Here is a 25,026-nt window from a genome sequence, read left to right on the forward strand (position 1 = left end):
AAGTCGTTTAGTTGTTTTCTTCGGAAAGTTTAAATTAAACGACTTTTTTAAATTTTAAAACAATTTTGAAGTTATGGTAAAAGTAACAGCAGCAGAAGTAAATAAATTAAGACAAGCTACAGGTGCAGGAATGATGGACTGCAAAAAAGCCTTAGTTGAAGCAGAAGGTGATTTTGACAAAGCCATTGACGTACTTCGTAAAAAAGGTCAAAAAGTTGCAGAAAAAAGAGCTGACAGAGACTCATCTGAAGGTGCAGCAGTTGCAAAAATAAATGCAGATAACACCTCTGGTGTTGCAATCGTATTAGGTTGTGAAACAGATTTCGTTGGAAAAAACGAATCTTTCGTAGCATTAGCTAATGATTTAGCAGATATCGCATTAAACCACGACACAAAAGAAGCATTTTTAGCTGCAGATTTTGGTGGAATGACTGTTGCCGAAAAATTAGTTGAGCAAACAGGAGTTATTGGTGAGAAATTAGACATCACTGCTTTTGAAAAATTAGACGCACCTTATGTTGGACAATATGTTCACATTAATAAAATTGCTGCTTTAGTAGGTTTATCGGCAAAAGTTGATAACGCTGAAGTATTAGTAAAAGATATCGCAATGCAAGTAGCTTCTATGGGAGCAACTTCTTTATCTTACAAAGATTTTGACGCAGCATTCATCGCATCAGAAACTGAAGCTAGAATTGCCGTTATTGAAAAAGACAATATAGAATTAGGACGTTTAGGTAAAACATTAAAAAATGTACCTAGTTATATTTCAATGGCACAATTAACTCCAGAAGTTATTGCTCAAGCCGAAGAAGCTGCAAAAGCTGAACTAAAAGCTGAAGGAAAGCCAGAACAAATATGGGATAGAATATTACCAGGAAAAATGGATCGTTTCATTTCTGACAATACAACTTTAGATCAAGAACAATGTTTATTAGATCAAAGATTTATTAAAGATGAGAAACAAACTGTTGCTCAACACGTAGCAACTTATGGTGATGTTTCTGTTACAGGATTTAAACGTGCTACTGTAGGATAAAATCTTATTGTACTTTATATAAAATCTAACCTCTCACTTGTTGAGAGGTTTTTTTATGAACTCATTTTAAAATCTACTTTTCTAAATTACATAATTCATTATATTTGCTAAACCTTATTTTCTTACTTATGTAGGAATCTCTAAAAAAGCATTGCTTAAACTATGAAATACAAAAGAATCCTACTTAAATTATCAGGTGAAGCTCTAATGGGATCACGTCAATATGGTATTGATCCTGAACGATTATCTGAGTATGCCAAAGACATTAAAGAAATTACCGATTTAGGTGTTGAAGTCGCTATTGTAATTGGAGGTGGAAACATTTTTAGAGGTGTTGCTGGAGCTATGGCAGGTATGGATCGTGTTCAAGGTGACCACATGGGAATGTTAGCAACCGTTATAAATGGTTTAGCCTTACAAAATGCATTAGAAGATGCCAATGTAAAAACCCGCTTGCAAACCGCGATTAAAATTAATGAAGTTGCAGAGCCTTTTATTAGAAGAAAAGCAATGAGTCATCTTAGAAAAGGACGCGTCGTTATTTTTGGTGGTGGAACAGGTAATCCTTATTTCACTACAGATTCTGCAGCAGTTTTAAGAGCTATAGAAATTGAAGCGGATGTTATTTTAAAAGGAACTCGTGTTGATGGTATTTATAATGCAGATCCTGAAAAAGATACAACAGCCGTAAAATTTGATCACATTACTTTTGATGATGTATTAAGAAAAGGTCTTAAAGTCATGGATACTACTGCATTCACTTTAAGTCAAGAAAACAAATTACCAATTATAGTATTTGATATGAATAAAAAAGGTAACTTAATGAAAGTAGTTACTGGAGAAAATATAGGTACTATGGTAAACTTATAAAAATTTGACTTATTTTTTGGTAAGTATTTTAGTAATTAAAGTTATATAAAAATGAACGAAGACATAAAATTTATATTAGATTCTACAAAAGAAAGTATGGATGACACTTTGAAGCATCTAGAAAAGCAATTTGTAAACATAAGAGCTGGTAAAGCGAGTCCTGCAATGTTAGGCAGTGTTATGGTTGACTATTATGGATCTCAAACACCACTCTCACAAGTGGCTAATGTGAATACACCAGACGGTAGAACCATTACTGTGCAACCTTGGGAAAAAAACATGCTACAAGAAATTGAACGTGGTATCGCCTACGCTAACTTAGGTTTTAACCCAATGAATAATGGTGAAACAATTATCATTAACGTGCCGCCTCTAACTGAAGAGCGACGACGTGATCTCTCAAAACAAGCAAAAGCCGAAGCTGAAGATGCCAAAGTTGGTGTACGAAATGCTCGAAAAGATGCAAATAACGATATAAAAAATCTTGATGATGCATCAGAAGATCAGCAAAAAAATGCAGAGATTGATGTACAACAAATGACCGATAAATACGTTAAAAAAATAGACGATATTTTTGATGTCAAGGAAAAAGAAATTATGACCGTATAAATTCAAAAAGCGACTAATCTATTGTCGCTTTTTTTAATTAATCCCATTTATTCAATATTACATGCACAAGGTTATTTGCTTAATTATAATTACGCTCTGTACTTGTGCACTATATTCTCAAACGCCTAAAACTGAAAATGACTCTACAGGTGCTAAAAACGACTCTATAAGTAAACGAGAGTTTATTAAACAACTTGGCAATGGTTTTTTTCCAACTAAATTTATAAATGTTGACTTAAAATACCTTGTTAAATATAACCAATATGAAGGTTTAAGAACTGGACTTGGTGGTGTAACGAGCAATGATTTTTCTGAAAAATATAGAATAAATAGTTATGTTGTTTATGGATTTAGAGATCATAGATTCAAATACAAAATAGGCGGTGGCTTTAGAGTGAATGAAGCTACAAACACCTGGATAAATTTATCTTACACAGATGATCTTCAAGAAACAGGTAGCTCAACCTTTTTAACAGATAAACGTTTTTTCTCTTTTTTTGAGCCACGTTTACTAAATATAGATTTATTTCATAAGCATATCACCAAGGCGCTATCTATAGAACATAAGTTTTCAAATAACTTATTGTCTGAACTAGAAATTGCTACTAGCAACATTGAGCCAACTTATGACTATAGGTTTAATATTGATGATAGGTCTTATAGGAGTTTTGACATTACGAGTGTAAAATTAGCATTGCAATGGAGTCCTTTTAACAAAACTATTATTAATAAAAAAGGAGTTTCGGCAGTAAAAGAAGGCTATCCAAAATTTACATTTCAAGTCTCTCAAAGTATTAAAAATGAAATAAAAGGAGATTTTAATTTCTATAAAACAGATTTTAGAACCGTTCATAAATTTATACATAATAAGCACTCTTTTACAGAAGCAACAGTGACAACCGGTTTGGCCTTGGGAAACACACCATTAACGCATTTATACCATGCATATCCTAACAACATCACTAAAGAGACTATATTTCAACGATTTTCGGTAGCTGGTATAAATAGTTTTGAGACCATGTATTTTAATGAATTTTTCTCAGATCGATTTACAACACTTCAACTAAAGCATTTTGTAAAACCATTTAAAATTACAGAACGTTACAGACCTCAATTAGTCCTTATTTCTAGAATGGCTATTGGTAACATGACTAATAAAGAGCGTCATCAAGACATAGAATTTGGAACACTTTCAAAAGGTTACTCTGAAGCAGGTTTTGAAATGAATAGGCTTCTTTTTGGTTTCGGTTTAAGTTGCGCTTATCGTTATGGTGGTTACCATTTACCAGCATTTGCAGATAATGTTGCTGTTAAGTTTACGTTTAATGTTAATTTATAGGTAATTTTAATTGGCATACAATATATTTATGCTCAGCTTTAAGCCTTACTAAAATGCTCAAAAAAGCAACCTGTTTATATAAACCATCTTTTTTTTAGTTTATCAAAAAAGTTTAAACAAGTTCAATAGCCTTATCCCTATGTTTTTTCTAACTTTGCTCCAGTTTTAAATCACACATGTTTAAACTCTTTAATAAAAATTTCTGGGAAGTTATTGCGCGATTAATTTTACGCAATAAAATTGGCATTTTAGTAGTCATTATTTTGGCTACTATTTTCTTTAGCTCACAATGGGAAAACATGCGCTTTAGCTACACTGAAGCCAACTTATTACCAGATGAACATGAGGTCAACGTCACTTATAATGAATTCTTAAATATATTTGGTGAAGAAGGTAACCTCATAGTTTTAGGCGTAAAAGATTCTACGTTATTTACCGTAGACAAGTTAAACGCTTGGAATCAACTCTCTGAAGATTTTAAAGCATATGACGAAGTTGAAACTGTAGTATCGCTAGGTGATCTTCAAAAATTAGTCAAAAATAAAGAGCTAGAAAAATTTGACCTCGTTCCATTTATTAACGACTCAATTACTTCAATTGCACAAATAGACACACTACAAAACGAGTTGTTTAAACAGTATCCGTTTTATGACAATTTTTTGTTTAATACCGAAACGAAAACGATTAGAACTGCCATCTATCTTAAAAAAGAGATTGTAAACACAGCTGCCAGAAAAGACTTTATAATGGACGTTCTAGATGCTAGGATTAGAAATTTTGAAGACAATAATAGGCTAAATGTAAGGGTTTCTGGAATGCCTTATATTAGAACGTTAAACGCACAAAATATTGTAGATGAAATAGGGCTTTTTATTGGCTTAGCACTTGGTGTTACTTCACTTATATTCTTTTTCTTTTTTAGATCATTTAGGGCAACGTTCATCTCACTCATTGTCGTTTGTGTAGGCGTTATGTGGACCTTTGGAATCATAGGCTTACTAAATTATGAAATTACTGTTTTAACAGCATTAATTCCGCCTTTAATTATCGTTATTGGTATTCCTAATTGTATTTTCTTAATTAATAAATACCAACGTGAAGTTAAACTTCATGGTAATAAAGTAAAATCATTACAAAGGGTCATTACTAAAGTTGGAAATGCAACTCTAATGACCAATGTGACAACAGCTTCTGGTTTTGCTACTTTTATTTTAACAGAAAGTCAGTTATTAAAAGAATTTGGGATTGTCGCTTCCCTGAGTATTCTTGCTATATTTCTTTTATGTTTATTTGTAATTCCAATCATTTATACATTTTTACCGTTTCCAAAAGAACGTCACCTCGAACATCTTAATAAACGATGGATTGGCGGTTTTGTCAATTGGATTGAGCGTATGGTGCGAGAACAAAAAATAACAATTTACGCCACATCATTAGTGCTTATAATTGTTAGTATTATTGGAATGTACCAAATTAAAATTTCAGGTAGCCTCATTGAAGATATGCCAAAAGAAGAAGCTTTTTTTAAGGACATTAGGTTTTTTGAAGAAGAGTTTGATGGCATCATGCCTATGGAAATTATGGTAGACACCAAACGCAAAAAAGGTGTCATGAAATTGAGTACGCTCAAAAAAATGGAAGAAGTTGAAGATCTTATTGATGAAATTCCTGAGTTGTCTCGACCTATTTCTGTAGTTAGTTTAGTAAAATATAGCAAGCAAGCGTATTATAATGGCAACCCTAAATATTACCAATTACCAACTAGCCAAGAAAACAGTTTTATTTTATCCTATGCTAAAAACTCATCATCAGATGTCGATTTACTTCAAAACTTTGTAGATAGTACTGGTCAATATGCACGTATAACAACGTTCATGAAAGATATTGGGACCGATAAAATGGAACGTATTGAAGAAGATTTACACAATAAAATTAATAAAGTCTTTCCAGAGGATCGTTACAACGTTACCATGACTGGTAAAGCTTTAGTATTTCAAAAAGGAACAAAATACTTAGTTAAAAATCTTGCGATCTCATTATCGCTAGCTATTTTCTTAATCTCACTATTTATGGCTTATATGTTTAGGTCGTTTAAAATGATTATTGTCTCTCTAATTCCAAACTTATTACCTCTAGTAATTACTGCTGGTTTAATGGGTTATCTAGGCGTACCAATTAAGCCATCTACCATATTAGTATTTAGTATTGCCTTCGGAATTTCTGTAGATGACACCATACATTTCTTAGCAAAATACAGGCAAGAATTATTAGCTAACCACTGGAAAATACGAAAATCAGTTTACGCAGCTTTACGCGAAACAGGTGTTAGTATGTTTTACACATCTATCGTCTTATTTTTTGGTTTCATTGTTTTTACAACTTCAAGTTTTGGTGGCACAGTCGCATTAGGAGCCTTAGTTTCAATCACATTAGTATTCGCAATGTTATCTAATTTATTATTATTGCCTTCGTTATTATTATCATTAGAACGAAGTATTGCTAATAAAGACACTTTAAAAGAACCATCTATTAATATTATTCCTACGGAAGACGATGATGATGATTCTGAAGAACAAACTATGTCATAAACATTTATATTTGCATAAAATTTTAAAATAATGAGCTATACAGTTTCACAATTATTAACTCAAGATATTACGTTTCAACCTTTAGAAATTAAAGGTTGGGTTAGAGGATTTAGATCTAATCGTTTCATTGCTTTAAATGACGGTTCTACGATAAATAATATACAATGTGTGGTTGATTTTGAAAACACAGATGAAGCCATTTTAAAACGTATCACCACAGGTGCTGCGGTTCATATTAAAGGAGAATTAGTAGAGAGTCAAGGTAAAGGTCAAAAGGTAGAGATACAAGTATCTTCGATTGAAATTCTAGGCGATTCTGATCCTGAAGAGTACCCAATCCAACCTAAAAAACACACCTTTGAGTTTTTAAGAGAAAATGCACATTTACGTACACGAACAAATACCTTTAGTGCTGTAATGCGTTTACGCTCTTCACTTTCATTTGCCATTCATAAATACTTTAATGAGAATGGGTTTTATTATATGCACACACCAATCATAACAGGTAGTGATGCCGAAGGTGCTGGCGAAATGTTCAGAGTGAGTTCTTTAGATGCTAAAAATCCGCCTTTAGATGACCACGGAAATGTGGATTATAAAAAAGATTTCTTCGGAAAAGAGACCAATTTAACAGTATCTGGTCAATTAGAAGCAGAAACCTTTGCCATGTCTCTTGGAAAAGTGTACACATTTGGACCAACCTTTAGAGCAGAAAACTCTAATACATCACGTCATTTATCAGAATTTTGGATGATTGAGCCTGAAGTGGCATTTATGGATTTGGCTGGTAATATGGATTTAGCCGAAGACTTTATGAAATCTGTATTACGCTACGTTTTAGAACATAATCTTGAAGATTTAGAGTTTTTAAACAAACGTTTATTAGATGAAGAAAAAACAAAACCTCAAGCACAACGTTCTGAAATGAGCTTGATTGAAAAAATTAAATTTGTTGTAGACAATAATTTTAAACGTGTTAGCTATACCGAAGCTATTGATATTTTAAAGAATTCTAAACCCAATAAGAAAAAGAAATTCAATTATATTATTGAAGAATGGGGAGCAGATCTACAATCTGAGCACGAACGTTTTCTAGTAGAAAAGCACTTTAAATGCCCTGTTATTTTATTTGATTATCCTGCAAACATTAAAGCGTTTTATATGCGTTTAAATGAAGATGGTAAAACCGTTCGTGCAATGGATATCTTATTCCCTGGTATTGGAGAAATGGTAGGAGGCTCTCAACGAGAAGAGCGTTTAGATGTATTAAAAGAAAAAATGAAAGCTTTAGATATCCCAGAAGAAGAATTATGGTGGTATTTAGACTTACGTAAATATGGTACAGCAGTACACTCTGGATTTGGATTAGGTTTTGAGCGTTTAGTTATGTTTGCAACTGGTATGGGTAATATTAGAGATGTGATCCCTTATCCTCGTACACCTCAAAATGCGGAATTTTAAATACCTGCGAAAGCAGGTATCTCATGGCTTTTTGCTTTGAGTTGCGAATAAGAAAGAAATTATAAATTGTATATTTTTAATATTCAGATCTGTCAGGTTTTTGGAACGTGACAGGTCTTTCTAGTTAAAACAAATATTCTAAAAACAGGTTAATCTAAGCGTATATTCCGTGAAAAATGAATTGAAACGAAGGGTCAAACAAAAATCGTAGTAAGACTATTATTTCTTTAAATTTAGAATCATTAATTGGTAGATAAATCAATCTGAATATTCCAACACCTTATTTTTGTGCCGAAGTGAAAGAAATTTTTAGGAATATACGGTTCAGTTTTGATTTTTTTGGTTCGTTTTTTTATCAAGAAAAAAATGAATGTTTGAGATTTAAAAAAGTAAGGATGTTGGTGGAAAACACCAACATTGGCAGAGCATTTAAATTAAATACCCAGATCCCTCATTCAGAGCAAAGTGAAAAATCTAAATTCTAATAAAGATTCTTCAGTCTCCCGATAGTTATCGGGATCCTTCTGAATGACATTTTAATCTTATTAGGTCTTAGTATTCAAGTCGTCACATTTCCGAAGACAACCTCATTATCTAAATTATTCTTAAAAGGCACAATATTTGTAAGCGTGTATCAATAGTTTTTTTAACTTTACTTAAAACCAACACAACCAATGCTCAAACAGTACTTACAGTTTAAACTATCACAGAAATTGTCACCGCAACAAATTCAGCTTATGAAGTTGATACAATTGCCTACACAAGCTTTTGAGCAGCGTATAAAACAAGAGTTAGAAGAAAATCCTGCACTTGATACAGGTAAGGAAGAGAAGGCTGAAGATCAATTTGATGAGTTTGATAACTCTGAAGATGACTACAATGACAATGAAGAAATAAATACTGAAGATATTAATATTGATGAGTATTTAAGTGATGATGATGTACCTGATTACAGAACTCAAGTAAGCAATTATAGTAGTGATGATGAGGAAAAAGTAATGCCTTATGCGGCAGGAACATCATTCACCCAACATTTGCGTAATCAATTAAATACGTTTAGGCTTAGTGAAGAAGAGCGAGAAATTGCAGAGTTTTTAGTGGGTAGTGTAGATGAAAGCGGTTATATACGTAGATCTTTGAGTGATATTATGGATGATTTAGCCTTCACTCAAAATGTATTTACTACGGAAGATAAAATTGAAAAAGTATTACATAAAGTACATCAATTAGATCCTGCTGGAGTTGGTGCAAGAAGCTTACAAGAATGTTTAAGTATACAATTACATAGAAAAGAAAAATATCCAGATGTAGAACTCGCTTGTGATATCATTGATAAAGCTTTTGATCAATTTACAAAGAAGCATTATAAAAAGTTACTTCAAAAATTTGATATTACTGAAGATCAACTTAAAGATGCTATAGAAGAAATAGAACGTTTGAACCCTAAACCAGGAGGCTCTTACGCTGGCAATAATAAAAGAGTTGAGCATGTGGTCCCTGATTTTGCAATTAAGATTGTTGATGGCGAACTCGAACTCACTTTAAATGGTAGAAATGCGCCTGAGCTTCATGTGTCTAGAGAATATAGCAACATGATGAAAGGTTATAAAGAGGCTAAAGACAAGAGTAAATCTCAAAAGGATGCTGTCATGTTTATTAAACAAAAGTTAGATGCTGCTAAATGGTTTATAGAAGCGATTAGACAACGTCAACAAACACTTTTCGTGACCATGAGTGCTATTATGCATTATCAAAAAGAATACTTTCTTACTGGTGATGAGCGTAATCTTAAACCCATGATTTTAAAAGATATTGCAGACGAGATTGAGATGGATGTTTCTACAGTATCTCGTGTTGCCAATAGTAAGTATGTAGATACACCTTATGGTACTAAACTGATTAAAGAATTTTTTAGTGAATCTATGACTAATGACCAAGGTGAAGAGGTGTCTACTCGTGAAATCAAAAAAATATTAGAAACTGTTATTGAAGAAGAAGACAAGAAAAAGCCATTGACTGATGAGAAATTAGCCAAAATTTTAAAAGAAAAAGGCTACCCAATTGCTAGGAGAACAGTTGCTAAATATAGAGAACAGTTAGATATTTCTGTGGCTAGGTTGAGGAAGAAGATTTAATTTTACTTCATAGGCATACTGCCAACAATCTTACCCGATTTTACAAAGAAAAAAACATCTGTTATTTGAGGATTACCATAATTATCATCTATCCAAGCATTTTTGTGTAAGTTTATAAAAGTTTGTAATAGATCTCTATTAGGTATTTTAGGCATAACCATCATGCACCTTCGTCTAGGGATTGACACTATTAATTCTTCAGCATTTAAAAATGCATGTGCTTTATCCATGTGAGATTTTAATAATATACGCTCACTAGAAAAATCATGACCGCTAGAAGTTAACACAAGATTATTTAACTGTTTTGAAGGTGTAAATTCTGTATTAAAATTCTCTAGATTAGCGTAAGCCTCATTTATTATGTCACCTGATGATCTTTTCTCTAAATCCTTTTGCGTTAAAAAAATAAAATTATCTGGTGTATCATAACCATAAGCAATGACTACTTTTGGGTTTTCTGGAGTGCCTAAAAGTGTTTGTGTTAAAGCACCTTGTTGTATACCAACCCAATTTCCTGGTTTTAAAATTGGATATATTTTATTGAACTTTCCTTGTTTAATCTGCTCTACAGATTTTTCTATGTTTTGTTGTTCTTTTTTGGAAGCGTTTCCAAATATTTTTTTAAACATCTTTTTTAATTATTAAAGAACTTTCCGAGGAAGCCTCTTTTATTATCTCTATTATTCTCTAATTGTTTTTTAAGCGTCTCATATTGCTCATCGTCTACAAGTTGAATTCCCATAATATCAAAGCAAACATTCACAACATCAAAAAAATAATCTATTTCATCGTTAAAGGTCGTAAATATATTTGTGAATGGTTTTTTTTCAATATAAATATAATTTTGGTCCTGGTGAGAAATATGATAATTACCCAACTTAGCAAACTCATAATGTACTTTATCAAACTCTTGAGGATCTGTAAATGCAAAATATATTAAATCTACATTGTCTTGTAGCTCTTTTTGAGTATAGGTTGCATCCCAATTATCTATTATAAGTTGTTTTATGATTGTCTTTGTTACCTCTATTTTATTTTTTGGCTTGTGCTTTTTGTATTTAGCATTTGGTTTTGGTTTTTCTTCTTTGGTTTTGATATTAGGTTTATAACCTGGTTTCAAAAACTCATACTCAATCTCATAATTATCATTTGGTTGTATTGGTAATAGTGTATTAGGTAATAATGGATGATCTATATCTACTTCAAGACCATTTATCCATGCTAGTTTGGCAAAACCTAAAGCTGGCATCACATATAAATCTTTATAAATAGCTAGATTATCATTACGCTTTTTATACGTAGAAGGAAGTACGAAGAACTCTAAGAGTTCTTCTACTTCTTTCTTGTTATTATTAACTATTGCTCTATACATTTGAGCATCTTTGTCTTTGAAATAATACTTTCTATGCTTTTTTTCAAACACATCAATTAATTCTAAAGCTCTTTTATTATTGCCTTTTAGAATCTCTTGAACGATAAATCCAGAAGCTCCGTTTTTTAAAAAGAAATCATTGTTTTAAATTTCCAATTTGAAAAGGACTTGATGAGTTCTTTGCTATCGCTTAATAGAATATATGTGATTCTATCGTAAATAATCTCTGGTCTTATATAAGATTCAAAATATTTAGTTAGAAATTCATCAGATTTTCCAGCATTAAAAAGATGATTCTTAGCTTTAAATAAATCTTCGTTAATAAAAAACTCATATAGAAATAACTTTACACAATCATACCATTGGTAATTAACTAAAGTTTTAATTTTTTTGTGAGAAGGGTTAGTAATTAATATTTCCTCTCTCTCTAAACTTTCTTTAATAGAGCGATTAAAGTTATTTTCTAAAGATTCTTTCAAATTTATCTGCATATTTTAAAAACTAGATATGTTACCAATTACCAGTTCTCCAGTAACTTTGTCAACTCCAGAAACTAACTTAGTTATTTCACCTTGAGAATTTATATAATTGAATATGTCATCACCTAAACTCTTTATTTGTTGATCATTACCATTTTGATTTAAATTTCTCATCCTAATTAAAACATCATCAACCCAAGCATCAGTCATTTGAGTACAACAATTTGTCGTACTTAAAGAGATTGCCCCATTCGTGACTTGCTTACTTTCATTGATGATAATATCTGTAATTACTCCATTTTCAGTTTTAATTAAAATAGTATCAAAACCCTCAAGACAAAAGCCTTGAGGGTTAACTTTAAAATTAAACTAAATCTTTAGGGTAATATTGATTGTCTCTAAAAGAGCTATCATCTAAGTTTTTGATTTTGACGATGGCTGCTGACACAAAGCACCAATAACCATTGTAAACATTATATTCACTAGTATGCAAACCATAAATAGATTCATTTTTAAAACTATTATACCAATCATTCTCTAAAAACATTTTTAATTTTTTTTGAGCTAAAACTCTATCATCAATAAAAATTATTTCCTTTAAGACATTATATTTTTCATTAATTCCAAAATAATCTTTATACGATTCATTTTTAACAGACTCTTTACCAGGTACTTTAGATCTAATAAGAAAATCAAATAAAAAATCTAACACATTATCATTATCTATTAAATTAACCAATATTTTAAAGTCTGTAGACGATATGTTTATTAAAACTCCTAATGATAAAATGTCAAGAATATTTAAAAAACTAGATAAAGAATATTGGTTTAAAACCATTAATTTATTATTCTTTTTGTATTGTATTTTATTTAAATGACCTTCTGTCCAATAATTATTCATTAATAATATCATTTCATGATAATTATCTAGAACACTTTTTGAATTCATATCGTCTCCTCTTGAATATTTTGCTCTTAAAAGTTTTAAGTATGAATCACATATTCCTTTTTTAACTGATTGAAGTCTATTGATTTTTATCTCATCATTGTAAACTTTTAAAGACTGCTTATATATGCTCTCATTAAAAGTTTTAATATAAGAATTAAAATATTCTAAGCTTTTCAATTTATCTCTCATAACACAAATTTACGGTGTCCCTACTCCTATAATTTCCCCAAACTCGTCTAATTGATAGTACGTAATTACTCCATTGACTTGAGATATTTTTGCTACGACACTTGTATAACCCTCACTCAATATTGCATCTACTAAATTTTGATTTCCTCCTGCTGCATAATCTATTACCTCCTTCAATCCAACCTGAACTCATTTGTGGAGTGCCATCAGCAAGATTTCCTAAAGTAGAATTATTAAATTTACTATCAATAATTACAAATTCTCCCGTTTGAGGGTTTTTAAATATATGATCTATACCTCCATTTAGTACTGAAGGATCATCTAAATTTATAGATCTTATATGCTTTGGCTCATAGCCTTTTGTATACATATCTACATCTGTAACCATTTCTCCAAAGTTACCTTTTCTTATTGTATTATTAAACAAATCTAATTCATACCAATCTGTTCCATCTAATACATTATCAATTATTTCTCTTTGAGTTTTAGCAACAGCATCAAAAAATTCATCTGCTTTTTTTATTACAACTTGACCTATTTCTATTAATTCATCTGCATATCTTACACCTTTTATCAATTTAAATGCTTGTCCACCTGGTATTCTATCTATTATAAAAATGCAGCTGCTAATGCTCTACTCTGTTCAACTCCTTCAAAATCCTTTCCATCAATAAGGATTACAATATCTTCTAGTGGTAAAAAATATCGACCAGTAATTATTAGAGTATTTGTTAAAACATATTCAAAAAAATCATTCAAATCACATGACAAACAGTCAAAATCTGGAAGTGGTAAACCAAACTCGTAAAATTGTTTTGAATTATAATCATATATGTAAGAATAAACACCGTCTAAAGGGATGTCTGTTGGACCTATTGTATTATTATATTGTCCATTTATATTGTACGGTGATTGAGATACAAGTAATGCTTGATATGAATTTGGATTTCCACCATTGTCAAGCAAATACATGGTACCACCATTGTTTGGAATGTTATAAGTTGCAATAAACTGTAAAGAGCTGATGTTGTTAAATGTTCCTGAATTATCAAAATTCCATTTTGGATCAGTTTCGTCATTTACGTATTCAGCTCTTAAACCTAAACTGGTATTATCAATTATGTGTTGAGGTATATCTCCATTTTCATCTTTATTTTCTATTAATACAAGGTAATTTCTTATTACAGTAAAAATATTTTCTGGTGCTTCTAACCAATCTAAAAAATCAGAATCATTTACATCAATATCAAGCATTAATTTGATGGCGCGAACATGCATAACTGTGCTCGAAGGTGAAGTATAAACATTACCTCCAGCTGAGCTACCTCCTGTGTTCGAATTTCCCGTTGGTCCAATAGGATTAGAGTTGCCAGTTGTACTTCCGGGTCCTGAACTACCTGAACTCGTTTCTGGACAATCTAATGTTATTACAATATTTACATCACATTCACCAACATGATGACATGTACTAACACCTTCAATAAAAATAAAGGTATTTCCTGCAGGTGTTACGTGCTGTACGCTTATGTCAAATTCACAATCACCTTCAGCTCGCTGCAAATAACTATTAAAATCTCCTTCTAAATCAATAACTTCCACTTCAAGATTTGAATCTATGTGATCTTCGTTTATTAGTTGATTTAACTGATCTTCTGATAGTGTGTATTTTATAAGCTTTGCATTATAAGCAGCTCCATCAATAGAAAATAAGACGAGATTATCAAGTGTTGTAGTTTCAACATCATTTTGAATTATTTGAAATGTATAAGAATGAAATGTCCCATCAAAAGACTCCATATATTTTGCAAAATCAGTTTCAATAGTAAAGTCATAATCACTATTATAAATTAGTCTGCTTTCTGCACCTTTTTTAGACTTTAATGGTTTCGTTTTTAAGTCACATAAAATTTCTGATAGTAACCTGTTTTGATCGATTTCATCTTCAAATACATATCTGGTTTGATGAAATAACAACTCATTTGTAGATTGAGCTGATTCGATAATAAATTCTTCCTCTTGACAATTGGTAAAGGTAAAAACTGTAATTAACAGCAATAAATGTGTGAAGTACTTAATTCTTTTAATTTTTTGTTACGTTTAAATTATTTATATAAAGTCACATCTATTCTCATGAATAGATGTAATACTCAAAATTTAGCGTCGACAAAAATTTCATAATAAATATATAGAAAATAATCTATATTGCAAAATATTTTCTATAATATAGTTTGGTTTTTAAATTGAATAAACATTTAAATATATTGGTTAACTTTGATTTAAATAACTAGAATATTTTGAACCAACTCCTCAAAAGCATATCATACATTTTCCATCCATTATTAATGCCATTACTGGGTGTTGTATTTTATTTTTCTAAAACCCCACGTTTTATTCCAGAATCTATAATGAAAGCCAAGATGTTTTCTATTTCGATTCTCACTATTGTTTTACCCATTTTATTATTTTACCTATTAAGAACTATTAAAAAAGTAGATACGTTTCATTTAGTAACAGTTAAAGAGCGCATCATACCATTATTCATCAATAGTATTATTATTACTTTAATTTTAGTACGTGTTTTACCTCAAGACGAGATACCTGAATTACATTTTTTCTTTATTGGGATATTAATTTCAACGATAACGTGTTTTGCATTAGCTCTAGCGAATTTTAAAGCAAGTATCCATATGATTGCATCTGCTGGATTTTTTATGTTTGCTATAGCTGTTGCTATCCATTTTAAGATAAACATAAATGGTACCCTTGCTTTAATGTGCATCATAATTGGTGCTATTGCGACATCACGACTTCATTTAAAAGCACATACACCTGTTGAGCTTATAGCGGGATTTTTTGTAGGCTTAATGCCTCAACTCATTTTATTAAATTATTGGATGTAGACATTAAACACTTTTAGTGTTTATAATATGTAGAAGAGTAGTCCTATTTTAATAGTATTCATAGCGACAGTCTCTCCAGTACTACTCAGTTTAGCAGACTTATCAAAAATATCATTAAGCGCATAATAGAGATGAAAATTCACATTTGAATAACCTGCACTAAGTGTAAGTCCAACTTGTAATTTATTTATATCACTAATATTTGATAGAGAAATATCATTGGGACTACCTCTAAATTTAGAGGTATTATAGAATACATAACCCAATTTTACTCCTGAATAGATTCTCCAAAAATCATAATCTTTCGCTGTAGATGTTCGCCATCTAAACTCTACAGGAAATTCAACAAGATACGTAGTAAACTTATTTTTACTGTAAGTTACGTCATCTAGAACAGTATACTCGTAACCTGAAGTACTGTTAGAAATAAGTAATGTCTGATTATAAGAATTTGTAGACAGACCTAAACCTAAACCAAGAGCAACATTACGTTGGGCGTTTATTGGCATGTCTCTAATAAATCCGAAATGAAATCCGCTAGAAAAACCATTTTGAGACACACCATCAGGTTTATTTTCTAGTAAATTGTAGGTAACTGACACATAGAATTGATCTTCTCTATACGCATCATCCACAATTTTGATACTATCTTGTACTATAGATTTACTAAGACCTTGATCGCCTTCTTGTGCAGAAATCGACAATAAGGGGAATAATAAAAACAAATAAAGGAGTTGTTTCATATGTTAATATTTAATTTCATTGGTCACACGCTATTCGTTATACCATAGTTAATCTTAGTAAAAAAATCATACAATCACTTGTAATGTCATACAAATATAACCTAATACATCATAACATATTTCACGGGATAACATAAAAAAAAGCATCCAAATTATGGATGCTTTTTTGTATATTCAATACTGTTTGTTTCTTAATTATCTAAAGCACTACCTGTACCAACAGAATAATTAATTTTAAGTGCATTCGCTTTTCTGAGTTCTTTTTTGATATCTCCAACAATACCCATATTCGCTTCCTTATCTACTTTAAGTGATACGGTTAAGAAATCAATTAATTCTTCTCTCGCAATAGCTGCTCGTTCTGCATTAATAAAAGCTTGAATATCCTCAATATCTGCAAATTTATCGTTAAGCTGTAATCTCGCTTCATCACCTAAATCTTTGTAACCACTAGATGGTTTACCTGCATATATATAACTAATAGGATACTTTTTCTCTAGTTTTTCAACTTGATCAGCTAAAGGAAGTCTTTGCTCAACCATAAGCGTATCTTCTCTCATTACAGTTACTACCATAAAGAAAAACAGTAGCATAAAAACAATATCTGGTAAAGATGCTGTATTTACAGCTGGTAACGCATTGTCTTTTTTACTTTTAAATTTAGACATATTATAGTGTTTTTATTTATTGTACTTCAGAAAGTTTCTCAGGATATTCTTTTCTAATTTGATCAATAACTTCCTTGAGTTTTTCTTTATTTCCATTGAATTTAGCATCCTTGTAATTCTCTTCCATCTTAACAAAATCCATGTCGCTAAACCCTTTTCTAGGTCCTACTTCTAAAGCTCTAATATTACGTAAATCATTATATGCAGCAACTAATTCGTTTTGCACCGAAATATATTGCGCATAAGATGTTTCTCTTTCATTCTTTAAAGAAATAATAGCTTTATCTGGATGATCAGACGATGATGCATCTCGCTTACCTTTACAGTAATCACATCTATTACCTGCGGCATCAGTTCCACCACCATTATCTAAAAACTCAATAGCAGCTTTACGCAAATCTTTGAGTTCCATTAACTCATCTTCAACTAATAATTGATCCTTACCGTTAATCAAAACAGTAAAAATATTCTTTTGCTTAATAACAACTTCATCATCGTTAGGCGGCTCCATTGGAGGAAGCTTACGATTTATCCCAGAATCTTTAGGGATTGTCGTTGTTACTAAGAAAAATATAAGAAGTAAGAATGCAATATCGGCCATAGAGCCTGCATTCACTTCTGGTGCTGATCGTTTTGCCATAATTAATTTTATTTACTTTATCATCTTCTTAACTCCAAAGAACAACATTAAACCTGCTGCTAATAAAATTAAGATATAGAATGCTTTAATACCTGCTTCTATCATTTGAGAACCACTAGCAGATAACATTTCACCATCTGTTAATTCAGTTTCTACACCAGATGAGGCAAACCATGCTACTATCAATACAAGTGCAAATACACCTAATGACATTAATGCTTTTTTAAGTTTTTCTGGTTGACTAAATAAGTTAACCAAACTAAATACAACTGCAGAAAATGCTGCAATTGCTAAAACCACATAAGCAAGATTAGCAAACCATGATAATACCGCTTGGTTATCACCATCAGCTTTTATTGCTTCATCTCCTAACATCATTATTCTTACTAAAAAGAATACAGCAATTAGACCTATTACTAAAGCAACAATTTTGATTATTTTTTGAATATTCATGTTATGTTTGATTTAATAATTGGGTTATTATTTTTTATGTCTTACTAATAAATCGATAAGTGAAATCGATGAATCTTCCATATCGTTAACGATACTGTCAATTTTAGAGATAATGTAATTGTAAAAAATTTGTAATATAATAGCTACGATAAGACCAAATACAGTCGTTAATAAGGCTACTTTAATACCACCTGCCACTAACGAAGGGTTCATATCACCTGCAGCTTCAATTTTATCAAAGGCATCAATCATACCAAGTACAGTACCCATGAAACCAAGCATTGGTGCTAAAGCGATAAATAATGAAATCCATGATACATTTTTCTCTAATTGTCCCATTTGAACACCACCATAAGCTACAACAGCTTTTTCAGCAGCATCAATGTTCTCGTCTGCACGATCTAAACCTTGGTAAAAGATGGATGCAACAGGTCCTTTTGTATTTCTACAAACTTCTTTTGCTGCTTCAATTCCACCAGAGTTAAGAGCATCCTCTACATTCTGAGTTAATTTCTTTGAATTTGTTGTTGCAAGATTTAAATATATAATTCTTTCAATAGCAATTGCTAAACCTAGAATTAAACATAATAATACAATTCCCATAAAAAATGGACCACCTTCAATAAAACGTTCTTTTACAACTTCTGTAAAAGATTTATCAGCTTCTGCTGTCTCTGTTGCGTCTTGAAATGTAGTGGCTACTGCCGTTGTTGCAGATTCAACTGTGTTTGCATTTGTACTTGCATTAACAGTACCGAAAGCCATGATACCTGCTATGGCTAAGATTGAAAAAAGTCTTTTCATCGTGATTGTTCTTAATTTTATTAGTTAAAGTGTTAAAGATAAAAAAAAATTGGAATTAAAAAATAAAAATACAAATTGAGTCATACGCATTCACGCTGATTTAGTCAATTAGTAAAATTACATAAGACGAATTTAAATAAAATGTTTTGGATTATTCAGCTATAAAACGAAAAACTTATGGTTTCGTATACATTTCTTTAATTAGCCATCAAGAAATTATCGTTTCTTCAGAAATATTAAAACCTTCAAATAATTCATTTCCACATCCTTTAATCAATTTCAACTCCAATAAAGTAAATTATAATGATGAATTCTATAGTTATTGTGAAATTTGTTAATCTCTTCTTAATTTAAGTTTACAAGGAAAAAACTACACCGTATAACTATATATAGTCATGACGTTCGTTTAAATAGTGTTGCTTACATGTTCGGTTGACTACATCCATCGCAATTGAGTAAAACATAGAAGCCTAAACATCTAAAAAGATGTTGGGTTTTATAGTTTAAAATAGTGGCTTCAAGCCAAAGGATTCACTGCGTGCATCCCAATTTGAGAATCTTGGGCAAGCATAGAAACCTAAACATCTAAAAAGATGTTTGGTTTTATAGTTTAAAAGAAGTGCTTCAAGCCATAAGGGATTCACTGCGTACATCCCAAAAGGGAATCTTGGGCAAGCATAGAAACCTAAACATCTAAAAAGATGTTTGGTTTTATAGTTTAAAATAGTGGCTCAAGCCAAAGGATTCACTGCGTGCATCCCAAAAGAGAATCTTGGGCAAGCATAGAAACCTAAACATCTAAAAAGATGTTTGGTTTTATAGTTTAAAAGAAGTGCTTCAAGCTTTGGCTTGGCACTTCTTTTAAACTATAAAACCTGCAACTCACGTTGCAGGTTTCCTTTTGCAGAGAGGAAGGGATTCGAACCCTCGATACCGTGAAGTATACACGCTTTCCAAGCGTGCGCCTTAAGCCACTCGGCCACCTCTCTATTTTGAGTTTGCAAACATACAACTCAATTGATATTAAAAAAAGCTAATTCTAAAATTCTATGACATCTCACCACGTAATGCCGTTTCAAAAATAGTTTTGAATGTTTTCATAGATACTTTCTCTCCTAGCATAAACATTAATTTTGCTAATGCAGCTTCAGTTGTTATATCTTTTCCAGAGATAACTCCTATTGTTTTTAATTGTGAACTCGTCTCGTATTGTCCCATAGAAACACTACCTCCAAAACATTGTGTTACATTTATAATAGGTACACCTCGTTTTATGGTCGCTTTTAGCATATCAATAAACCAAGTTTCTGTTGTGGTATTACCTGCTCCATAAGTTTCTAATACGATACCTTTAATATGTACAATTTCAAAAAGAGGTTTTAAAACCGATTCACTAATGCCTGGAAATAGCTTTATCAATAAAATATCATTCTCGAAGTTTTTATGTACAACTAACTTTTTACGTGTGTTAGGTTTAAATAATTCGTTATAATCTACTTTAAGATGCACGCCAGACTCAGCCAAATGTGGGTAATTTAATGACTCAAAAGCCTCAAAATGCTCGGCATTTACTTTTACCGTTCTATTTCCGCGGTACAACTTATACTCAAAATACAATCCTACTTCTTTAATCACTGGCTTGCCTCCTTTTTGTAAAGAAGCCATTTGAATGGAGGTGATGAGATTTTCTTTTGCGTCTGTTCTTAAATCACCAATTGGCAATTGAGATCCTGTAAATATGATAGGCTTTGCTAAATTTTCAAACATAAAACTCAATGCCGAGGCCGAGTAACTCATCGTATCACTACCATGCAATACCACAAAACCATCAAAATTTTCATAATTATCTTCTATTATTTCGGCAATTTGAATCCAATATTTAGGGTTCATATTGCTACTATCAATAGGGTCGTCAAAAGATATGGTCTCAATATTACAGTCAAGTAATTTTAATTCAGGAATCTTTTTAAGAAGATTATTAAAATCAAAAGCTCTTAAGGCACCAGTTTCGGGATGTTTTATCATCCCAATGGTTCCGCCTGTATAGACTAATAATATGTTAGGTTGGTTTGCTACCATAAGTTATATTCCGAAGATATCTTTAGAGTTTTGAGTGGTAATTTCGGCAATTTTTTCTTCGGAAACGTTATAAATTTCGGCTAATTTCTCAACAACTTTAATGATGTAACTACTTTCATTACGTTTTCCTCGAAAGGGTTTTGGTGCTAAATAAGGAGCATCTGTCTCTAATACAATATGTTTCAAATCAATGGCATTCAAAAATTGATCTATTTTACCGTTTTTGAATGTTGCTACACCTCCTATTCCTAATTTCATATTTAATGAAATGGCTTTTTGTGCTTGCTCTAATGTACCAGTGAAGCAATGAAAAATTCCGAAGAGATCATCATCCATAACCTCATCAAGTACTTCAAAAATGTCATCAAAAGCCTCTCTACAATGAATAATAATAGGTAATTTATAGTGTTTTGCTAGTTTAATTTGATGTTTAAAGGCTTCTTTTTGAATCTCTAAAGTTGTGGTATCCCAATATAAATCAATCCCTATTTCTCCTATTGCATAGAATGAACGTTTTGCCAGCATCTCTTCTACGTGTTGTAACTCTGACTTATAATTTTCCTTCACCGAAGTTGGATGTAAACCCATCATTAAAAATACCTGCTCTGGATAATCAGCTTCTAATTGCAGCATAGATTGTGTATGTGTAGCATCAATTGCAGGTATAAAAAATCTAGAAACCCCTTGCGAGATGGCACGTTGCATCATTTCGTCTCTATCGTCATCAAAAGCGTCGCTATATAAATGTGTATGTGTATCTGTAATTATCATTATAAACTCATGTTGAATTTTTGTTTCACTTGCAAAATTACCATTTTGCACTCTAATTTTGTTCTTTTTTATAAACGTAGCGATGCTATGTTGACAAAAAACAACTTCATTATAGGACAAAAGCGAACTTCTCGGTATAAAACTAAAACTCAACACGAGTTTAAGCAAAAAAAATAGAATTATATTTGCTTAAAATCTAGAGTAATGGAAACTTTACAAGAGTACCTTATAAATAAAGGGTATACTAAAATCAAATTAAAATTAACTAAGACCAATCATTTTGAAATCAAAGCCAAAATAAACGGTGTAAAAGGAAACTTTATTTTAGATACTGGAGCATCGAGTTCTTGTGTTGGCTTTGAAGCTATTGATACTTTTAAACTCAATGCTAAAGACTCTAAAATAAAGGCAGCTGGTGCTGGAGCAACCGACATGCTTACTCAACTATCTAAGAAAAATACGCTTAAAATTGGCAAATGGAAAAAAGATAAAGTCGTTTTAGTTTTATTCAATTTATCTCACGTCAACACAGCACTAACTGCCCATAACGCACAACCTGTAGATGGCATTATAGGTGCCGATATTTTAAAAAAATCTAAGGCAGTTATAGACTACGAAAAAAAATATTTGTATTTAAAACTGTAGGAAAATATCATTTTATGTTAAAATCCCTTATATTTAAATTTAATCCCTGATTTTAATAGCAACATGTCAACGTCAATCATTATAGCAGATGATCATCCACTTATTTTAAAAGGACTCAAAGATTTTTTAGTAGAAAAAGAATTTAATGTTATTGCTAGTGCAAAAAATGGCAAAGAGGCTTTAACTCTCATCAATGCTCATAAACCAGATATTGCCATATTAGATATACAAATGCCTATCCTTACTGGATTGCAAGTGGCAGAGAAATGTAAAGAAGCCAATCTAGATACTAAAATTATTATAATCACTTTTGAGAAAAGTGAAGCTATTTATAATAAGGCAAAATCGTTAGATATATATGGTTACATTTTAAAAGAGTTTGCTATTGAGGAACTAGAATACTGTATTTCTTGTGTTTTAAGAGAATACCATTATTTTAGTCCGGAGCTCATAGAATATATAGAAATCAAGAAAATCCCTGAGGCACTAAAAACCTTAACAGATACCGAAATAAAAGTACTTAAACGCATTGCTGATAATAAAACGGCTAAAGAAATTGCTAATGATTTGTCCATTTCTGATAGAACCGTTGAAAAACACAAAAGTAATATACGAACTAAGCTCAAATTAGAATCTAAGGCCAATAGTATCGTATTGTATGCTAAAGCTCATGAAGAATTTTTAAATAAGTATGACTAGAAGATCATTGCGAGATAAACAAAATGTACTTTATTAAACGTATTACTCTACTTTGAGTACACAAAGTTGTCTACCTTTCATCAATATATTTATAAAAAAATTAGAGTATTAATGTCTAGGTTATTAGTAATTTCTGCGTTTTTTATTAAAAACAGGTAAATATACCTATTGTCAATATGAATAGAATTGAAGACATTTACACCGTTATTAATTTCTTAAGGGAGAATTTAATTTATAAGAAACTCTAGATCTTAAAGGTCTAGAGTTTTTCATATAAATCATAAAACTTTAACAGTTTAAAATCAAAATATACGTAGAACTACGTATTGTTTGGTCATGATATAATACCGAAGTTTGCATTGCTATTAATCAATTTCCTTTTTACAAAGGATTAAAGCTCTAAGCCATATGGTTTAGAGCTTTTTTGTGTTTAAAAAATAAAATTTTAACAGTTTAAAATCAAAATATACGTAGAACTACGTATTGTATGACGTTGCTTTAATGACGTACTTTGTACAAGAGTTATTAAGTTTAAAGGGATTTACTTTAAAGTAACTCTATTAATTAATTAGGGTATAAGGCTCTGGGACTCTTCATAATCCCAGAGTTTTATTTAAACAAAAACGTATAATTTAAAACGTACAAAAATGGAAACGATGAAAAACAAACAAAGTCTTACCAATAGAATATTTATTGCTGGCTTAATCTTTAGTGCCATTTTAATCATATCAATTAATATTCTCGTAAATTTTTTTTAGTTAGTTATTAGTTATTTTTTATTAGGGAGAAAAAGCGCAACACTATTTATGGGTTGCGCTTTTTTAAAAAAGAAAGACCGCTTACTAAGTAAGCAGTCTCTCAATAAACTTAAATTAAATAACCGTTCAACTTTATCTAATTTAGACTTCAAATTTACAAAATAGTTACCTAAGCATAACTTTGATTACGGTTTAAACGTAATATTATATGTAATTTTATTATAGCTTTAAAGAAAAAAACATAGCCTTATGAAATCACTTTTAAAAACAAAACTTAACCAATCAGTAATATTTCTTTTCTTCATTTGTTTATTTACAGCCTGTAAAAATGATGATGACAATCCACCACAAAACCCAATAGACCAATTGCCACCTATGACACAAACGGGAGAGCAAACATTTGGTTGCCTTATTAATGGAGAACCTTTTATACCGCCAAGTTTTGGCAGTAATGCTCCTAATGCTTTTTATCAATTTGTAGATGGCGCTTACACACTTGGGATTTCTGCAAGAAATAATAGCTCAATTGGTTTACAGTCGATAATAATTGGTGGAATCGATATTGTAAATATTAATGAAATCACCTATGATTTGGAATCATTCTCAATTGGTAATCTTTATGGCTTATATGATTTGGTTTTGGATGAGAATTCAGAAACATATTACACTAATGAAAATTATCCAGGAACATTAACAATTACAAATTTTGACAATCAAAATTTTATTATATCAGGGACATTTGAATTTATAGTTTTAGATGATGATGGCAACGAAATTAATATCACAGACGGTAGATTCGATTTAAACTTCACTAATTAATCCTAAAAACAATCCAA

25 protein-coding genes and 1 tRNA gene are annotated in these 25,026 nt (G+C 31.1%); 11 read left to right on the top strand and 15 right to left on the bottom strand.

Features of this window, described 5'->3' with window-relative positions; all coding sequences use genetic code 11:
* The first annotated feature begins 73 nt into the window (after positions 1–73).
* The 7 genes from tsf to rpoN all read left to right on the top strand — a co-directional run bounded on the left by tsf (position 74) and on the right by rpoN (position 10,041).
* A complete protein-coding gene (gene tsf / locus TD29_RS04740; RefSeq protein WP_040279274.1) occupies positions 74–1,039 on the top strand; it encodes a translation elongation factor Ts in 966 nt (321 codons plus the stop codon).
* Between the two features lie 162 nt (positions 1,040–1,201).
* Positions 1,202–1,909, top strand: a complete 708-nt coding sequence (pyrH, locus tag TD29_RS04745) for a UMP kinase (protein WP_040279275.1) — start codon at positions 1,202–1,204, stop codon at positions 1,907–1,909.
* A 51-nt stretch (positions 1,910–1,960) separates the two neighbouring features.
* Positions 1,961–2,518: a ribosome recycling factor gene (gene frr, locus TD29_RS04750; RefSeq protein WP_040279276.1), complete on the top strand. Its 558-nt coding sequence runs from the start codon at positions 1,961–1,963 to the stop codon at positions 2,516–2,518.
* 61 nt (positions 2,519–2,579) lie between these two features.
* On the top strand, positions 2,580–3,857 hold the full coding sequence (locus TD29_RS04755) for a hypothetical protein (protein WP_040279277.1): 1,278 nt from the start codon (positions 2,580–2,582) through the stop codon (positions 3,855–3,857).
* A 176-nt stretch (positions 3,858–4,033) separates the two neighbouring features.
* Positions 4,034–6,445 (top strand): efflux RND transporter permease subunit, encoded by a 2,412-nt coding sequence (locus TD29_RS04760; RefSeq protein WP_040279278.1) that lies wholly within the window; start codon positions 4,034–4,036, stop codon positions 6,443–6,445.
* A gap of 30 nt (positions 6,446–6,475) precedes the next feature.
* Positions 6,476–7,906, top strand: coding sequence for an asparagine--tRNA ligase (asnS, locus tag TD29_RS04765; protein ID WP_152611466.1), 1,431 nt, complete (start codon positions 6,476–6,478; stop codon positions 7,904–7,906).
* Positions 7,907–8,580: 674 nt separating this feature from the next.
* Positions 8,581–10,041 (top strand): RNA polymerase factor sigma-54, encoded by a 1,461-nt coding sequence (gene rpoN, locus TD29_RS04770; protein ID WP_040279281.1) that lies wholly within the window; start codon positions 8,581–8,583, stop codon positions 10,039–10,041.
* A gap of 2 nt (positions 10,042–10,043) precedes the next feature.
* On the opposite strand, the gene TD29_RS04775 is transcribed toward rpoN, so the two are convergent.
* The 7 genes from TD29_RS04775 to TD29_RS04805 form a co-directional block, all read right to left on the bottom strand.
* Complete coding sequence (locus tag TD29_RS04775) at positions 10,044–10,670, bottom strand: hypothetical protein (RefSeq protein WP_052466979.1); 627 nt, start codon at positions 10,668–10,670, stop codon at positions 10,044–10,046.
* A 5-nt stretch (positions 10,671–10,675) separates the two neighbouring features.
* Positions 10,676–11,464 (bottom strand): immunity 49 family protein, encoded by a 789-nt coding sequence (locus TD29_RS04780; protein ID WP_040279283.1) that lies wholly within the window; start codon positions 11,462–11,464, stop codon positions 10,676–10,678.
* 74 nt (positions 11,465–11,538) lie between these two features.
* Positions 11,539–11,904, bottom strand: a complete 366-nt coding sequence (locus tag TD29_RS04785; RefSeq protein WP_040279285.1) for a hypothetical protein — start codon at positions 11,902–11,904, stop codon at positions 11,539–11,541.
* 3 nt (positions 11,905–11,907) lie between these two features.
* Positions 11,908–12,102, bottom strand: a complete 195-nt coding sequence (locus TD29_RS04790; RefSeq protein WP_040279287.1) for a hypothetical protein — start codon at positions 12,100–12,102, stop codon at positions 11,908–11,910.
* A 154-nt stretch (positions 12,103–12,256) separates the two neighbouring features.
* A complete protein-coding gene (locus TD29_RS04795) occupies positions 12,257–13,030 on the bottom strand; it encodes a PoNe immunity protein domain-containing protein (RefSeq protein WP_040279288.1) in 774 nt (257 codons plus the stop codon).
* Between the two features lie 112 nt (positions 13,031–13,142).
* Positions 13,143–13,607 (bottom strand): hypothetical protein, encoded by a 465-nt coding sequence (locus TD29_RS04800; RefSeq protein ID WP_040279289.1) that lies wholly within the window; start codon positions 13,605–13,607, stop codon positions 13,143–13,145.
* 32 nt (positions 13,608–13,639) lie between these two features.
* Positions 13,640–15,085: a hypothetical protein gene (locus TD29_RS04805; protein WP_040279291.1), complete on the bottom strand. Its 1,446-nt coding sequence runs from the start codon at positions 15,083–15,085 to the stop codon at positions 13,640–13,642.
* Positions 15,086–15,324: 239 nt separating this feature from the next.
* On the opposite strand from TD29_RS04805, the gene TD29_RS04810 reads away from it, so the two are divergent.
* Complete coding sequence (locus tag TD29_RS04810; protein ID WP_241485206.1) at positions 15,325–15,930, top strand: hypothetical protein; 606 nt, start codon at positions 15,325–15,327, stop codon at positions 15,928–15,930.
* A 20-nt stretch (positions 15,931–15,950) separates the two neighbouring features.
* On the opposite strand, the gene TD29_RS04815 is transcribed toward TD29_RS04810, so the two are convergent.
* From TD29_RS04815 to TD29_RS04850, 8 genes are all read right to left on the bottom strand, one after another.
* Entirely contained in the window at positions 15,951–16,673 is a 723-nt protein-coding gene (locus TD29_RS04815) for a porin family protein (protein ID WP_040279294.1), read from the bottom strand.
* A 191-nt stretch (positions 16,674–16,864) separates the two neighbouring features.
* Entirely contained in the window at positions 16,865–17,341 is a 477-nt protein-coding gene (locus tag TD29_RS04820) for an ExbD/TolR family protein (protein WP_040279295.1), read from the bottom strand.
* Between the two features lie 16 nt (positions 17,342–17,357).
* Positions 17,358–17,981, bottom strand: coding sequence for an ExbD/TolR family protein (locus TD29_RS04825; protein WP_040279296.1), 624 nt, complete (start codon positions 17,979–17,981; stop codon positions 17,358–17,360).
* 12 nt (positions 17,982–17,993) lie between these two features.
* Positions 17,994–18,434: a hypothetical protein gene (locus tag TD29_RS04830; protein ID WP_040279297.1), complete on the bottom strand. Its 441-nt coding sequence runs from the start codon at positions 18,432–18,434 to the stop codon at positions 17,994–17,996.
* 27 nt (positions 18,435–18,461) lie between these two features.
* Entirely contained in the window at positions 18,462–19,238 is a 777-nt protein-coding gene (locus tag TD29_RS04835; protein ID WP_040279299.1) for a MotA/TolQ/ExbB proton channel family protein, read from the bottom strand.
* A 904-nt stretch (positions 19,239–20,142) separates the two neighbouring features.
* Positions 20,143–20,227, bottom strand: a tRNA-Ser gene (locus TD29_RS04840).
* A 58-nt stretch (positions 20,228–20,285) separates the two neighbouring features.
* The gene (locus TD29_RS04845; protein ID WP_040279301.1) at positions 20,286–21,317 is read right to left on the bottom strand and encodes an asparaginase; all 1,032 of its coding nucleotides are present in this window, start codon (positions 21,315–21,317) and stop codon (positions 20,286–20,288) included.
* A gap of 3 nt (positions 21,318–21,320) precedes the next feature.
* Positions 21,321–22,088 (bottom strand): TatD family hydrolase, encoded by a 768-nt coding sequence (locus TD29_RS04850; RefSeq protein WP_040279411.1) that lies wholly within the window; start codon positions 22,086–22,088, stop codon positions 21,321–21,323.
* 204 nt (positions 22,089–22,292) lie between these two features.
* Here TD29_RS04850 and TD29_RS04855 point away from each other — a divergent pair, with 204 nt between their 5' ends.
* The 3 genes from TD29_RS04855 to TD29_RS04865 all read left to right on the top strand — a co-directional run bounded on the left by TD29_RS04855 (position 22,293) and on the right by TD29_RS04865 (position 25,009).
* Positions 22,293–22,733 (top strand): retropepsin-like aspartic protease, encoded by a 441-nt coding sequence (locus TD29_RS04855; protein ID WP_040279303.1) that lies wholly within the window; start codon positions 22,293–22,295, stop codon positions 22,731–22,733.
* Between the two features lie 63 nt (positions 22,734–22,796).
* Positions 22,797–23,432, top strand: a complete 636-nt coding sequence (locus TD29_RS04860; protein ID WP_040279305.1) for a response regulator — start codon at positions 22,797–22,799, stop codon at positions 23,430–23,432.
* 1,007 nt (positions 23,433–24,439) lie between these two features.
* Positions 24,440–25,009 carry a hypothetical protein gene (locus tag TD29_RS04865; protein ID WP_040279307.1) on the top strand — a complete coding sequence of 190 codons (570 nt, stop codon included), beginning with the start codon at positions 24,440–24,442 and terminating at the stop codon, positions 25,007–25,009.
* Positions 25,010–25,026: the final 17 nt, after the last annotated feature.

The organism is Psychroserpens damuponensis (assembly GCF_000826655.1).
Lineage (GTDB): Bacteria > Bacteroidota > Bacteroidia > Flavobacteriales > Flavobacteriaceae > Psychroserpens > Psychroserpens damuponensis.

Coding starts and splice junctions, on each gene's coding strand:
- tsf (WP_040279274.1), top strand. CDS start 74: ATGGTAAAAGTAACAGCAGCAGAAGTAAATAAATTAAGACAAGCTACA.
- pyrH (WP_040279275.1), top strand. CDS start 1,202: ATGAAATACAAAAGAATCCTACTTAAATTATCAGGTGAAGCTCTAATG.
- frr (WP_040279276.1), top strand. CDS start 1,961: ATGAACGAAGACATAAAATTTATATTAGATTCTACAAAAGAAAGTATG.
- TD29_RS04755 (WP_040279277.1), top strand. CDS start 2,580: ATGCACAAGGTTATTTGCTTAATTATAATTACGCTCTGTACTTGTGCA.
- TD29_RS04760 (WP_040279278.1), top strand. CDS start 4,034: ATGTTTAAACTCTTTAATAAAAATTTCTGGGAAGTTATTGCGCGATTA.
- asnS (WP_152611466.1), top strand. CDS start 6,476: ATGAGCTATACAGTTTCACAATTATTAACTCAAGATATTACGTTTCAA.
- rpoN (WP_040279281.1), top strand. CDS start 8,581: ATGCTCAAACAGTACTTACAGTTTAAACTATCACAGAAATTGTCACCG.
- TD29_RS04775 (WP_052466979.1), bottom strand. CDS start 10,670: ATGTTTAAAAAAATATTTGGAAACGCTTCCAAAAAAGAACAACAAAAC.
- TD29_RS04785 (WP_040279285.1), bottom strand. CDS start 11,904: ATGCAGATAAATTTGAAAGAATCTTTAGAAAATAACTTTAATCGCTCT.
- TD29_RS04790 (WP_040279287.1), bottom strand. CDS start 12,102: ATGACTGATGCTTGGGTTGATGATGTTTTAATTAGGATGAGAAATTTA.
- TD29_RS04795 (WP_040279288.1), bottom strand. CDS start 13,030: ATGAGAGATAAATTGAAAAGCTTAGAATATTTTAATTCTTATATTAAA.
- TD29_RS04815 (WP_040279294.1), bottom strand. CDS start 16,673: ATGAAACAACTCCTTTATTTGTTTTTATTATTCCCCTTATTGTCGATT.
- TD29_RS04820 (WP_040279295.1), bottom strand. CDS start 17,341: ATGTCTAAATTTAAAAGTAAAAAAGACAATGCGTTACCAGCTGTAAAT.
- TD29_RS04825 (WP_040279296.1), bottom strand. CDS start 17,981: ATGGCAAAACGATCAGCACCAGAAGTGAATGCAGGCTCTATGGCCGAT.
- TD29_RS04830 (WP_040279297.1), bottom strand. CDS start 18,434: ATGAATATTCAAAAAATAATCAAAATTGTTGCTTTAGTAATAGGTCTA.
- TD29_RS04835 (WP_040279299.1), bottom strand. CDS start 19,238: ATGAAAAGACTTTTTTCAATCTTAGCCATAGCAGGTATCATGGCTTTC.
- TD29_RS04845 (WP_040279301.1), bottom strand. CDS start 21,317: ATGGTAGCAAACCAACCTAACATATTATTAGTCTATACAGGCGGAACC.
- TD29_RS04850 (WP_040279411.1), bottom strand. CDS start 22,088: ATGATAATTACAGATACACATACACATTTATATAGCGACGCTTTTGAT.
- TD29_RS04855 (WP_040279303.1), top strand. CDS start 22,293: ATGGAAACTTTACAAGAGTACCTTATAAATAAAGGGTATACTAAAATC.
- TD29_RS04860 (WP_040279305.1), top strand. CDS start 22,797: ATGTCAACGTCAATCATTATAGCAGATGATCATCCACTTATTTTAAAA.
- TD29_RS04865 (WP_040279307.1), top strand. CDS start 24,440: ATGAAATCACTTTTAAAAACAAAACTTAACCAATCAGTAATATTTCTT.